This is a genomic window from Streptomyces sp. SID14515 (assembly GCF_010548505.1).
Classification (GTDB): Bacteria; Actinomycetota; Actinomycetes; order Streptomycetales; family Streptomycetaceae; genus Streptomyces; species Streptomyces caviscabies.
Genome location: NZ_JAAGMH010000121.1, coordinates 22,481 through 36,626, shown reverse-complemented (window position 1 = coordinate 36,626; position 14,146 = coordinate 22,481). Strand labels below are relative to the sequence as shown.

5 protein-coding genes are annotated in these 14,146 nt (G+C 68.8%); 2 read left to right on the top strand and 3 right to left on the bottom strand.

The window, feature by feature from the left end:
* Positions 1–688: 688 nt before the first annotated feature.
* A complete protein-coding gene (locus G3I54_RS28760; RefSeq protein WP_239144632.1) occupies positions 689–2,839 on the top strand; it encodes an MMPL family transporter in 2,151 nt (716 codons plus the stop codon).
* A gap of 358 nt (positions 2,840–3,197) precedes the next feature.
* Here G3I54_RS28760 and G3I54_RS28755 read toward each other — a convergent pair whose 3' ends face one another.
* The 3 genes from G3I54_RS28755 to G3I54_RS28745 all read right to left on the bottom strand — a co-directional run bounded on the left by G3I54_RS28755 (position 3,198) and on the right by G3I54_RS28745 (position 5,919).
* Complete coding sequence (locus G3I54_RS28755; RefSeq protein WP_164618615.1) at positions 3,198–3,740, bottom strand: hypothetical protein; 543 nt, start codon at positions 3,738–3,740, stop codon at positions 3,198–3,200.
* Positions 3,741–3,830: 90 nt separating this feature from the next.
* The gene (locus G3I54_RS28750; RefSeq protein ID WP_164618613.1) at positions 3,831–5,024 is read right to left on the bottom strand and encodes a cytochrome P450; all 1,194 of its coding nucleotides are present in this window, start codon (positions 5,022–5,024) and stop codon (positions 3,831–3,833) included.
* A 64-nt stretch (positions 5,025–5,088) separates the two neighbouring features.
* The gene (locus G3I54_RS28745) at positions 5,089–5,919 is read right to left on the bottom strand and encodes an alpha/beta hydrolase (protein WP_164618611.1); all 831 of its coding nucleotides are present in this window, start codon (positions 5,917–5,919) and stop codon (positions 5,089–5,091) included.
* 307 nt (positions 5,920–6,226) lie between these two features.
* Between G3I54_RS28745 and G3I54_RS28740 the strand changes: the two genes are divergently transcribed.
* A complete protein-coding gene (locus tag G3I54_RS28740) occupies positions 6,227–14,137 on the top strand; it encodes a non-ribosomal peptide synthetase (RefSeq protein WP_164618609.1) in 7,911 nt (2,636 codons plus the stop codon).
* The last annotated feature ends 9 nt before the right edge of the window (positions 14,138–14,146 follow it).

The window sequence follows — 14,146 nt, the reverse complement described above, 5'->3', positions numbered from 1 at the left end:
ATCGCGCACCCGCTCCGGTTGTCCGACAACTCGGCGAAAAGCGGGGCGGGATGCCATCGTCACCGAATTCAGGTCGACGATAAGCGTCGCGGGAACGCGTGGACAAGACTTCCCGGGACCTCTTCGACACCACGGTTCGAGAGTTTGCAATGAGAGAGATCGAATAAGGCATTGCGCATGCCTCAGCCGCTCCCTACCCCGGGCCCGATGTTCCCGACCGGAGGCGAGCGCGATGCCGACGGCCGGACGGATACCGCCCAGCTCCCACTCTCCCGGTACCGGAGGTAGCCGAGCGTCACTTCGCGGCATCGAAGATTTGTCGACCACCGCCGATGTGCTCCCCTCCGGTGCGGAAAGGCTGATCGCCCGGAGCATCGCGTTCCTTCCTGCCAACGAATCGTCCGGGCGGCGGACACGAACCACGTTCTGGCAGGTTGCTGAACCCTGCGTTGACGCCGTGCTCCGCACCGCAGAAGGCTTGGGGCGGTGTTCCATGACCTCCGACCCAGGCGGCATGCCGCAGCACTGGTCCACCAGGACCGGGGGCATCCGAAATCCCCTCACACCTAGCACGAACTCGGAAGACCGATATGAAGTGGAGTAAGTTGTGGGCACATTAGGTCGTTGGTGTTTCCGACACCGGTGGATCGTCATCATGCTGTGGATCGTCGCGTTCGCAGGTATCGGCATGATAAACGGTGCCATCGGCGGGCCCAAGTACTCCAACTCGTTGACTCTCCCGGGCAATGACTCGACCAAGGCACTCGAACTGATGCAGGCCGAGTTCCCGGAACAGGCCGGCGAATCCGCGTCCATCGTCTGGAAGGCGGAGTCGGGATCGGTCCGGGATCCGGAGGTCCAGCAGAAGATCGGCAAGATGCTGCAGGAGGTCGACAGCCTCCCGCAGATCGGCCGAGTGGCCGGACCGTACGAGCCGCAGGGCGCCGCGCAGATCAGCGAGAACGGCAAGATCGCCTATGCGCAGCTGTCCTTCAGCGTGCCCTTCGAGGACATCAAGCCCGATCAGGTCAAGAAGCTCGTGAAGACGGCGAAGGCCGTCTCCGGTGATCAGCTGGACGTGCAACTGGGCGGCGGGGTCATCTCGTTCGCCGATGAGCCACCGGCCAATCTGAGCGAGATCGTCGGTGTGATCGCCGCGGCGATCATCCTCTACTTCGCCTTCGGCTCCTTCCTCGCCATGCTGGTGCCACTCGTCACCGCGCTCTTCAGCGTCGGAGTGGGGCTCAGCTCCGTCGGCCTGGCCAGCCACGTGACCTCCGTGCCGGAGTTCTCGTCGATGCTCGGCATGCTCATCGGCCTGGGCGTCGGCATCGACTACGCGCTGTTCATCGTCACCCGCTACCGAGCCAACATCAACCGCGGCCTCTCTCCGGAGGACGCGGCCACCGGGGCGGTCAACACGTCGGGGCGCGCGGTGCTCTTCGCCGGTGCCACCGTGTGCATCTCGCTGCTCGGCATGTTCGTCATCGACCTCGACTTCCTCAACGGCATGGCCGTGGCAGCCTCGCTGGTCGTCCTGACCACGATGCTCGCCGCCGTCACGCTGCTGCCCGGACTCCTGGGTGTGATGAAGGGCCGTGTCCTGAGCCGCCGTCAGCGGCGCAAGCTCGCCGAGCGGGGGCCCGAGACGGAGCATCCCGCCGGGCTCGCGGTGCGCTGGTCGCGCATCGTGGAGCAGCGTCCGCGGATTCTCTCCGCCGTCGCCCTCATCGTGATGGTGGCACTGGCGATTCCGACGTTCTCCCTGCGCCTGGGCTTCTCCGACCAGGGCAACAACCCGTCCACCACGACGACGAGGAAGGCGTACGACCTCCTCGCCGAGGGCTTCGGAGACGGTTCGAACGGGCCTCTCCAGCTCGTCGCGGTCGTGAACTCCCCGCAGGAGAGCGCGGCGCTCGACTCGGTGGTGGCCGAGGTGAAGGGCGCGAAGGGAGTGGCCTCCGCCGTGGCGGCACCGGCCGCACCGGGCAGTGACCTTCGGATCGTGCAGGTCGTGCCGGAGACCTCACCCCAGTCCGCGGAGACGTCCGAACTGATCACCCGACTCCGCGACGACATCGTCCCCGACGCGTCCGCGGACAGCTCGCTCAAGGTCTATATCGGCGGTACGACAGCCGTCTCCGACGACTTCGCCGACGCACTCGCCCAGAAGCTGCCTCTCTTCATCGGCGTGGTCGTCGTCCTCGGCTTCCTGCTGCTGATGCTCGCCTTCCGCAGCCTCCTGATCCCCCTCACCGCGGCACTGATGAATGTGCTCGCGGTCGCCTCGTCCTTCGGCGCGGTGGTGCTGATCTTCCAGTGGGGGTTCGGGGCGGATCTGCTGGGCGTGGGCGAAGGCCCGGTCGAGGCGTTCCTTCCAGTGATCATGCTCTCCATGCTCTTCGGTCTCTCCATGGACTACCAGGTCTTCCTGGTGAGCCGCATGCACGAGGAGTGGGTCCACGGCAAGGACAACGCCACCTCGGTCCGCACCGGTCTCGCCGAGACCAGCCGGGTGATCAACGCTGCCGCGATCATCATGATCGCGGTGTTCGGCTCCTTCGTCCTGTCGGGTCAGCGGGCCGCCGCCATGTTCGGTCTCGGCCTGGCCGCGGCCGTGGCGCTGGACGCCTTCATCCTGCGCACCATGCTCGTCCCGGCGTTGATGCACCTGTTCGGCAAGAACAACTGGTGGCTGCCGGGCTGGCTGGACAAGCGCATGCCGCACCTGGCGGTGGAACTTCCGGACGAGCCTGTTCCGGCGCCGCGCCCGGTGGCGGTCGCCGACACCGAGGACGACACCAAAGGCGATGACCGGCTGATCCCCAGCGGGCGCTGAGCCTGTCCGGTCACCCTGCGGGAGCGACCCGCAACCGCTACGAGGGCTCCCTCATCACCATCCGTGGCGAGGGAGCCCTCGCACGTGGCGGGAGCAGGAGGTGACGGGAGCAGGAGACGGAGAGCCCGCGTTTCTGTACGGGAGGCAATCCCGGAGCGACCCTGACTCCGGCCGGTTCCACTGACGCCGGTGAAGCCGGCAGGATCCCCAGTCCCCGGGCCGTGAGACGGCACAAGGGGGCGGGGCCGCGCTCCGGACCTGAACCAGCGAGAAGAGCGGGGCCACGCCCCGCACGGCAAAAGGAAAGCGGCCGGACCCTCAAGCCAGGGCCGGCCGCACATCTATGAGCACATCAGTCCTACGGCTGGCAGCGGCGCCGGTAGTAGGCATAGGTCAGGGCCAGCACCATGGGGCCGCACAGCACGAACAAACCGCTGCACGACACCGCGAGGATCTCCCATCCCAGGCTGTCGAACGGACCGCGTTCGAATCCGGCGATCTGGAATGTGGTGAGAACCCAGCCGATCAGGACCGCCACGATGACCAGGCCACCGACAACCGCGGGAACGATCACCATGTACGGCGGAACACGCTTGCCGCCGAACTTGGGAACCCAGGCCGGCACGACCTCGCCCCACGGGCGCACCAGGCTGAAACACGACAGCGCAAAGAGCTCGGAAATCACGCTGAGCCCGCCGACATAGGCAATCGACATCCACAGAGGCATATCCATGGCCGGAAGGCCTGTCCCCATCGTGAATCCTAAGGCGATGGGAAGCCGCCACAAGCACACCGGCAGAGCGACCAACGGAATGAGGTGAGCGGTTTTCTCCGCCCAGCGCGGGACCGGCCTTTCGGTACCCATGGCGATCACTTCCGGACTCTTCATCTGGTTTGCCATACTCTCAACGTTTCACGGAACCGGGGGACGCGAGATCAGTCTCAGGGATGAACCCGCTCACCCCCGCGGCTGAGGCCCTGCGGTACCCGCTCAGCCCCTCCGACCCAAGGCCACCGGCATCGATTCGAAACCCCAGATCAGGTTGGAACGCATGCGCTGCACGGGCCCCGCGTGTCCGGCCGCCCCCACCCGCCGGGTCAGCTCTTCGAACATCACGGAGAGCTCCATGGTCGCCAGCGCCGAACCGAGGCAGAAGTGCGTGCCCGAGGCGAAGGTCAGGTGGCGGTTGGGCGAGCGGCCGACGTCGAAGGCGTCGGGGTTCTCGAAGACCTGCCCATCGCGATTGGCGGCCGACAACCACACCGCCACCTCGTCGCCCGCCGCGATCGCACGGCCCTCCAGCTCGGTGTCCTGGTTGGCGGTGCGCAGCACATGCATGGCCGGACTGGTGTAGCGCAGCACTTCCTGCACCGTGCTCGGCAGCAGTCCGGGATCGGCGCGCAGCCGGTCCCACTGGTCCGGGTGGTCCATGAGTGCGAGCAGCCCGCCGACGGTGGCGTGCCGCGTCGTCTCGTTGCCGCCCGAGATCAGCCCGTCGCAGTTGAGGAAGATCTCCTCGTCGGTGAGCGGTTCACCGTCCACCTCACCCTGGACCATCGCGCTGACCACGTCCTCCTGCGGGTCCTCGCGCCGCAGCTCGACCAGCTCGTCGTAGTACATGAGCAGGTCGGTGTGGGCCGCGGCCGCGCGCATGGCCTGGTCCTCGCCGCCATCCACCGCGTCGGAACCGAAGGCGATCATGGTCCGGTCCAGCATGAACCCCCAGTCCTCCTTGGGCACACCGAGCATGTCGCAGATGACGGAGACCGGCAGCCGGGCGGCGGCGTCGACGAAGTCGCTGGTGCCCTTCTCCAGGGCCTCCTCCAGCGTCTCCACGACGGTGGAACGCATGGTGTCCTCAAGCCGCTTGACCATCCGCGGCGTGAACGCCGAGTTGATGATCCGCCGGATCTTCCCGTGCCGGGGCGGGTCGGTGACGATCAGCATCTTTCCCGCGGAGGCCTCGGTGGCCAGGGGGTTGTGGTCGAGCCGCATGCCCTTCTCCGAGGTGAAGTTCGCGGAATCCCTGAGCACCTGGTTCGCCAGCGGGTGCGAGAGCACGGCCCAGAACGCAGGCCCGTTCGCACGCTCGTTCCGGTAGAGCGGCGACTGCTCGCGGAGCTCCTTCCATATCTCCTCGGTGCGACCACTCCTGGGCAGTTCCGGGTCGGCCAGGTCTGTCATTTCGTACTCCTCCGTGTGAACAGCACGGACGGACCGTACGCGCCGGCCGTGCCAGAGAGTGGGCTCAGCCGTTCCGCCGGGTCTGGCGCACGACTTCCGCGGCGATACGGTCCGGCGCCTGTTCCGGCTGCCAGTGACCGATGCCTTCCAGGCTCACGGAACGGTAGGGGCCGGTGACATGCTCTGCCGTCCGGTCGACGGCGACCCGGCTCGCCGCCCTGTCCTCGTCGCTCCAGACGTAGGTGGTGGGTACCCCGACGGAGCCGAAGCCCTCGTGCTCGGCAAGCAGACTGCCCGAGCGGTACCAGTTCAGGGTCGCGTCCAGCACTCCGGGCCGGGTGTGCAGGTCCAGGTAGCGCTTCACCTGCTCCGGGGCGACCTGGTTCCCGAAGAGGGACCGCAGTTGCGCCGCGTCGTGGGCGAGCATCCCCGCGGTGGACTCCGGCGATGCGAAATAGGCCAGGTACCGCGACCGTTCCCGCTGCTCGGGGTCGTTCCGCAGCGCGTACCAGTACGCCTCCGGGTGCGGGAAGGACACCGCGGTCAGGGTCCGCACCCGGGCGGAGTGACGGGCCGCGAGGCACCAGGCGACGACGGCTCCCCAGTCGTGGCCGACCACATGGGCCGAGCCGACCCCGAGGGCGTCCAGGATGCCCGTCGCGTCGGCCGCCAGCAACGGCAGTGCGTAGGCGTCCGGACCGGTCGGGCGGGCGCCGTCGCTGTACCCGCGCTGGTCGGGAGCGATGGTCCGCAGGCCGGCGCTGTGCAGTGCCGGCACCACCTGGTCCCAGGCGTGCCTGCTTTGCGGAAACCCGTGCAGAAGGAGAACGGGATCGCCGTCCTCCGGACCCGAGACCTCCACATCGAATACCAGACCGCCGACTGAAACCCGCATGCGCTCCCCTGCCCCCTGTTCACTGTTAGCGCCGGAAAGTAGCCTGCCTTCGCGGCCGATTTCCCCGGTCTTTGCGCCGCCCCGGGCAGAGGCGTCCCGTGGACGCTATCGACCGGCCCCCCGGTGGACTACCGACGTGACAGCCAACTGCTGTTCGCTCCATGGAGCATCACGCCGGATCGCACCCCCTGGCAGGTTGCTGCAGTCGTGGTTGTGGCCCTCCATGCAGCGTTGTTGAGTGAGCGCTGGAATGCACGGACTGTATGCGGGCGCGGTATTTCGCGCAGATAGAGCGGGAGTAATTCAGGTGAATAGGCCCGGAGTCGAAGACATCCTTCCACTGTCGCCGCTGCAGCAGGGGCTGCTGTTCCACGCGGTTTACGACGAGGCCTCGGACGACATCTACACCGTCCAGCTCGTGCTCGACATCGAAGGCCCGCTGAATGCCGACAGGATGCGGCAGGCGGCGGCGGCGCTGCTGCAGCGGCACCCCAATCTCCGGTCGGCATTCCTGTACGAGAAGTTCGACGAGCCGGTGCAGGTGATTCCGCGCGAAGTGGCATTGCCGTGGACCGAGACCGACCTCAGCGGACTGGCCGCAAAGGAACGTCAGGCGGAGTGGGAGCGCTGGCTCGCCGAGGACCGGATGCGCCGCTTCGATCTCAAGCGTCCGCCGCTGCTGCGGTTCACGCTCGTCACGCTGGCGCCCGGCGAGTACCGCTTGGTGTTCACCAACCACCACATCCTGCTCGACGGCTGGTCGATGCCCGTCCTGCTCACCGAGCTGTTCGAGCTGTACGGCACCGGGGGCGACGCTTCGGCGATGCCCCGTGTCACCCCCTACCGCGAGTACCTCGGCTGGCTGGCCAAGCAGGACCGGGCGGCAGCGGACGCTGCCTGGAAGCAAGTGTTCCGCGGTATCGAGGAGCCCAGCCTGGTGGCCCCGGTCAGCCGAGGCAGGAGCCATGACCTGCCCGAGCGGGTGTCCGCCGCCCTGTCCACCGAGCTGACCACCGCGCTCGTCGCACAGAGCCGAGCGGAAGGCCGGACGCTCAACTCCCTTCTGCAGACGGCCTGGGCGACCGTGCTGGGGCAGCTCACCGGGCGCGACGACGTCGTGTTCGGCATGGCGGTCTCCGGTCGCCCCGCGCACATTCCCGGCATCGAGTCGATGGTCGGCCTCTTCATCAACACACTGCCCGTGCGCGTCACCCTCGACCCGACCGAGACCTTCGGCGCCCTGGCCGACCGGCTCCAGTCCGAACAGGCCGCGCTCACCGCCTACCACCACGTCAGCCTGACCGACATCCAGCAGATCGCCGGAGTGGGCGACCTCTTCGACACCTGCATCGTCCTGGAGAACTACCCGGTCGACACCGCTGACCTGAAGCTGCCCGGTGAAGGCCTGAGCATCACCGGATTCGACGCCCGCGACGCCAGCCACTACACGGCGGTGCTCACCGCCGTTCCGGGCGAGCGCATGCAGGTGCGGCTGGACTACCGCGGGGACGTCTTCGACACCGCCACCGCCCAGGACGTCCTGGACCGCTTCGTCGCACTGCTCCAGAAGATCGGCGACCAGGACCCCCGGCCCGTCGGACAGGTGGACCTGCTCACCGAGCGGAGCCGGCACCAGGTGCTGGTCGAATGGAACGACTTCCGGCGTGACGTCGACCCGGTCACCTTCCACGGGATCGTCGAGAACCATGCGGTCCGCACTCCCGAGGCCACCGCCATCTCCTCCACCGACGTGACATTCCGTTACGAGGAGTTCAACGAGCGTGCCAATCAGCTGGCGCATCTGCTGATCGAGCGGGGGGTGGGCCGTGAGCAGATCGTGGCGCTCGCGCTGCCCCGGTCGGTGGACATCGCGGTCGCCCAGCTCGCCGTGATGAAGGCCGGAGCCGCCTACCTGCCCGTCGACCCGGACTACCCGGCCGACCGGATCAGCTACATCCTCGACGACGCCGCGCCCGCCCTGCTCATCACCGACACCGAACACGCCCCCAGGCTCCCCGAACACGACCGGGTCCCACGCCTCCTGATCGACACCGCCGGCCTCACCACCGGCCGGCCTCACCACAACCCCGCCGTCCCCGTACAGCTCACCCACCCCGCCTACGTCATCTACACCTCCGGCTCCACCGGCCGCCCCAAGGGCGTCGTCGTCACCCACCAAGGCCTGGCGAGCCTCGCGGCGACCGTGGCCGACCGGCTCGACGTCACCGCCGACAGCCGGGTCCTGCAGTACGCCTCGCCCAGCTTCGACGCCTCGGTGGCGGAGCTCTGCATGGCCTACGGCGCGGGCGCCACTCTCGTCATTCCGCCCCTCGGCCCGCTGGCCGACGACGCGCTCACCCGGGTCCTCCTCGGCCAGGAGGTGACCCACGCGATCATCCCGCCGGCGGCTCTGGCCACCGTCCCGCCCGCGGACTTCCCGGCCTTCCGCTCCCTGACGGTGGCCGGTGAGGCCACCTCCGCCGAGCTGATGGACCGGTGGGCCCCGCGTCTGCGGATGATCAACGGGTACGGGCCCAGCGAGTCGACCGTCGGCGCGACCTTCAGCGCCCCGCTGGAGGCCGGCAAGGGCGCTCCGCCCATCGGGTATCCGTCGTACAACACCCGCATCCACATCCTCGACGGCCGACTGCGGCCCGCACCGGCCGGGGCGCCGGGTGAGCTGTACATCGCCGGCGCCGGCCTCGCCCGCGGCTATCTGGGCCGCGCCTCTCTGACGGCAGAGCGCTTCGTGGCCAACCCCTTCGGCACGCCCGGTGAGCGGATGTACCGCACGGGCGACCTGGCCCGGTGGGCGCCGGACGGACAGCTGGAGTTCGTCGGCCGCGTCGACGACCAGGTCAAGCTGCGCGGCTTCCGCATCGAGCTGGAGGAGATCCAGAAGGTCATCTCCGCCCATCCGCAGGTGTCCCAGGCCGCTGTGGTGGTGAGGGAGGACCAGCCCGGCGACAAGCACCTGGTCGCCTACGTGGTGTCGAAGGGGGCCGCGCTCGACCCGGCTCGCCTCTCCGCCGAGCTGCGGGACCGCGCGTCCGGGCAACTGCCCGAGTACATGGTCCCCTCGGCGTTCGTCGCCATGGACACGCTGCCGGTGACCACGAACGGCAAGCTGGACCGCAAGGCGCTGCCCGCGCCCGAGTTCAGCGGCACCACCGGCGGCCGGGGCCCGCGCAACGAGCGCGAGGAGCACCTCTGCCGGCTCTTCGCCGACATCCTGGGCGTGGAGCGCGTCGGCATCGACGACCACTTCTTCGACCTGGGCGGCCACTCCCTCAGCGCGACCCGGCTGCTGGGACGCATCCGTCGCCAGCTCAAGGTGGAGCTGACCGTACGGGACCTGTTCCAGGACCCGACGGTCGCCGGGGTCTCGGCCCGGATCCGGGCCGCCGAGGCCCCCACCCGCGCGCCGCTGACCGCCGGGGAACGACCGGCTGAGATCCCGCTGTCGCCGGCCCAGCAGCGGCTGTGGTTCCTCAGCCGGATGAAGGGGGGCGGCGGGAACTACAACCTGCCGGCCGCCCTGCGGCTGAGCGGCCCGCTGGACGCCGAGGCGCTGCGCCACGCCTTCACCGACGTGATCGGGCGCCACGAGAGCCTGCGCACCGTCTTCCCCGACACGGACGGCCGGCCGCGCCAGGAGATCCTGCCGGCCGACGAGGTCCGTCTCGACCTGCGTCTCACCCGGATCGGCGAGGACGAACTGCGGGATGCCCTCGTCCGGGCCACCCTGGAGGACTTCGACCTGGCGTCGGAGATTCCGGTCCGGGTGAACCTGTTCCAGCTCACGTCCGACGAGCACGTACTGTTGGTGACGCTGCATCACATCGCGGGGGACGGCTGGTCCATGGCACCGCTGTCCCGCGATGTCTCCGTCGCGTACGCGGCACGGTGCGTCGGCAAGGAGCCGGTGTGGGAGCCGTTGCCGGTGCAGTACGCCGACTACACGGTGTGGCAACAGGACGCCATGGGGGAGGAATCCGACCCCGACAGCACGCTGACGCAGCAGATCGCCTACTGGCGATCCCAGCTCGCCGACCTGCCCGAAGAGCTGGCCCTTCCGACGGACCGGGTGCGTCCCGCGGTGGCGACCTACGCCGGCGCCGACGTTCCCGTACACCTGGACGCGGCCACACACCAGCGGCTGCTCGCCCTGGCCCAGGAGCGTGACAGCAGCCTGTTCATGGTGCTCCAGGCGGGTCTGGCGGCTCTGCTGTCGCGGTTCGGCGCGGGCTCGGACATCCCGATCGGCTCGCCGATCGCGGGGCGTACGGACGCGGCGCTGGACGATCTGGTCGGGTTCTTCGTCAATACGCTGGTGCTGCGTACGGACACGTCGGGAGACCCGGCGTTCCATGAGCTGCTGGACCGCGTGCGTGAGACCAACCTGGCGGCACACGCGCACCAGGAGCTGCCCTTCGAGCGGCTGGTGGAGATTCTCAACCCGGCGAGGTCGCTGGCCCGTCATCCCCTCTTCCAGGTGTTGCTCTCCCTGCACAACAACCCCGAGACGGCGTTGAACCTCAACGGCGTCCGGGCCACCGCCCACGAGGTTCCCCTCGACAAAGCCCGCTTCGACCTCACGCTCGAACTCGTGGAGTTGCGGGATGGGGAGGGTGGTGCCGCGGGTGTGTCGGGGCGGCTGGAGTTCGCCCGGGATCTGTTCGACGAGGAGACGGCGCGTCGGCTGGCGGCGGGTCTGGTGCGGCTGCTGAAGGCGGTCGCGGCCGATCCGCGGGTACGGGTCGGTGAGCTGGACGTGCTGTCCGCGGTGGAGCGTGGGTGGGTGGTCGAGGGATGGAACGCGACCGACCACACGGTGACACCGGGAACCCTGGTCTCCGGGTTCGAGGATCAAGTGGCCCGCACCCCGGACGCGACCGCCGTCCTCTTCGAGGACCAGGCTGTCACATATGCGGAACTGGACACCCGGGCGAACCAGCTCGCGCACGCACTGACCGCCCGGGGAGTGGGGCCGGGAACGTTCGTCGCGGTCGCCGCCCCCCGCTCCGTGGAACTGGTCACCGCCCTCTACGCCGTCCTGAAAGCGGGCGCCGCGTACGTACCGGTCGACCCGGACTACCCGGCCGACCGCATCAGCACCATCCTCCAGGACGCCACCCCCGCACTCCTCCTCACCACCACCAACACCGCCCCGCAACTGCCCACAACACCAGTGCCCCAGCTCCTGCTGGACACCGACCAGGGCCGGGGCACCGAACACCCCGCACACCGCCCCGACGTGACAGTCGCACCGAACGCACCCGCCTACGTGATCTTCACATCCGGTTCCACCGGACGCCCCAAGGGCGTCGTGGTCGGACACGACGCGATCAACAACCGCCTCGCCTGGATGCAGGACACCTACCAACTCGACACCACCGACCGGGTCCTGCAGAAAACACCCTCAGGCTTCGACGTCTCCGTCTGGGAATTCTTCTGGCCCCTGCGCACCGGCGCGACCCTCGTCCTCGCCCGCCCCGAAGGCCACAAAGACCCCGCCTACCTCACCACCCTCATCCAGAACACCGGCATCACCACCGCCCACTTCGTGCCCTCCATGCTCCAGGCCTTCCTCACCGAACCCACCACCCCCCACTGCACCACCCTGCGCCGGATCATCTCCTCCGGCGAAGCCCTCCCCACCGACACCGCCCACCGCTTCCACACCCAACTCCCCACCACCCAACTCCACAACCTCTACGGCCCCACCGAAGCCGCCGTCGACGTCACCGCCCACCACACCACCACCACCAGCAGCAGTGGAAGTGACACCACCAGTAGTGGTGGCAGTGGAAGCAGTGGCAGTGGCAGTGGCAGTAGTGGTGGCAGTAGTAGTGGCAGTGGTGGTGGTGTTCCGATCGGGCGGCCGATCTGGAACACCCGCACCTACATCCTCGACAACGCCCTGCGCCCCGTCCCCGTCGGCGTCCCCGGAGAGCTCTACCTCGCCGGAATCCAACTCGCCCACGGCTACACCCACCGCCCCGCCCTCACCGCCGAACGCTTCACCGCCAACCCCCACAGCACCACCGGCGAACGCATGTACCGCACCGGCGACATCGCCCGCTGGACCACCGACGGCACCATCGAATACCAAGGCCGCAGCGACGACCAGATCAAACTCCGCGGCTTCCGCATCGAACTCGGCGACATCGAAACCGCACTCACCACCCACCCCCACATCACCCACACCACCGTCCTCCTCCGCGAAGACCAACCCGGCAACAAACAACTCATCGCCTACACCCTCCCCACCCCCGGACACACCCCCCACCCCGACCAACTACGCACCCACGCAGCCACCCACCTCCCCGACCACATGATCCCCGCAGCATTCATCACACTCACCGAACTCCCCCTCACCGCGAACGGGAAGCTGGACCGCAAAGCCCTCCCCGCACCCGACTTCAGCCGCCAAGTCGTCGGCCGCAGCCCCCGCAACCCCCGCGAAGAACTGCTCTGCACCCTCTTCGCCGAAACCCTCAACCTCGACACCGTCACCATCGACGACAACTTCTTCAACCTCGGCGGCGACAGCATCGTCTCCATCCAGCTGGTCAGCCGCGCCCGTGCGGCCGGGCTCGTCTTCACACCGCGTGACGTCTTCCAGCAGCGCACCGTCGAGGCGCTCGCCGCCATCGCGGTGGCCTCCGACGGCAGCGCGGTCGACACCCCGAACGACCCCGAAGCGGGGACCGGTGACCTCCCGGCGACGCCGATCATCCACTGGCTGTCCGAGGCAGGCGGCGAGATCGACGGCTTCTACCAGGCCATGGTCGTCCGGACGCCCGCCACCGCCACCGTGGAGACACTCACCACGACGCTCCAGTCCCTCATCGACCACCACGACATCCTGCGCCTGCGGACCACGCGGACCGAGGGCCGCCCATGGACGTTCACCGTCCGGCCCAAGGGTGACGTCGACGCCGCGTGGATCCTGCGCCGCGTCGACACCGCCGGCGTCCACGGCGGCGAACTGCGCAGCCTGATGGCGAAGGAGACCAAGCCGGCTCAGGACGCACTCGCGCCCGACGACGGTGTCGTGCTCCAGGCCGTCTGGTTCGACGGTGGTCCGGGCGTCGAAGGGCGCCTGCTCCTGATGGCGCACCACCTGGTCGTGGACGGAGTCTCCTGGCGCATACTCCTCCCGGATCTCGCCACCGCGCACGATGCGGCCGAGGCCGGACGCGAGCCCGACTTCGGACAGCCCGGAACCTCCTACCGCGGCTGGGCCCAGGGGCTGGTCGAGGCCGCCTCCACCGAGGCGCGCACCGCGGAGCTGGACACCTGGACCGCCATGCTCGGGGCCGAGGACCCGCTGCTCGGCAACCGTCCTCTCGACCCGGACCGGGATACCGCGGCCACCAGTCGCGCGCTCTCCGTGGAACTTCCCCCTCATCTCACCGAGCCTCTGCTCACCACCGTTCCCGCCGTCTTCCACGCGGGTGTCAACGACATCCTCCTCACCGGCTTCGCACTGGCCGTCGCCGACTGGCGACGTCGCCGCGGGCAGAACACCACCGGGACGCTCATCGACCTGGAGGGGCACGGCCGTGAGGAACTCGTCCCCGGCACCGACATCTCCCGCACCATCGGCTGGTTCACCAGCCTCTACCCCGTACACCTCTCCCCCGGCGTCACCGAAGACGCCTGGGAAGAGATCCGGACCGGCGGCCCCGCCGTCGGCAACGCCGTCAAGAGCATCAAGGAACAGCTCAGGGCCCTGCCCGACAACGGCGCCGGCTACGGCCTCCTCCGCCACCTCAACCCCGACACCGCACCCACCCTCGCCGCCCTCCCCACCCCCCAGATCAGCTTCAACTACCTGGGCCGCTTCGAACTGGCCGGCAAGAAGGGCGGCTCCGGCGGGACGACCGCCTGGTCCCCCGCTCCCGAGGCGGACAGCGGGGTGAGCGGCGGCAGCGACGACGGCATGCGGCTCAGGTACGCGTTCGTCCTCAGTGCCGCGGCGATCGACGGACCCGACGGGCCCACCCTGACGGCCGGCTGGTCCTGGCCGCGGGAACTGATCGACGAGGAAGACGTACGCGACCTGGCGGAGAGCTGGTTCCGGGCCCTGGAAGCGATCGTCACGCACGCCGAAGGGCCGGACGCCGGCGGTCGCACCGCCTCCGACTTCTCGCTCGGAGGCCTGTCGCAGGACGAGATCGCCGAGTTCGAAGACGACTTCCTGCTCTGAGCGGAGATC

Coding starts and splice junctions, on each gene's coding strand:
- G3I54_RS28760 (WP_239144632.1), top strand. CDS start 689: ATGATAAACGGTGCCATCGGCGGGCCCAAGTACTCCAACTCGTTGACT.
- G3I54_RS28755 (WP_164618615.1), bottom strand. CDS start 3,740: ATGGCAAACCAGATGAAGAGTCCGGAAGTGATCGCCATGGGTACCGAA.
- G3I54_RS28750 (WP_164618613.1), bottom strand. CDS start 5,024: ATGACAGACCTGGCCGACCCGGAACTGCCCAGGAGTGGTCGCACCGAG.
- G3I54_RS28745 (WP_164618611.1), bottom strand. CDS start 5,919: ATGCGGGTTTCAGTCGGCGGTCTGGTATTCGATGTGGAGGTCTCGGGT.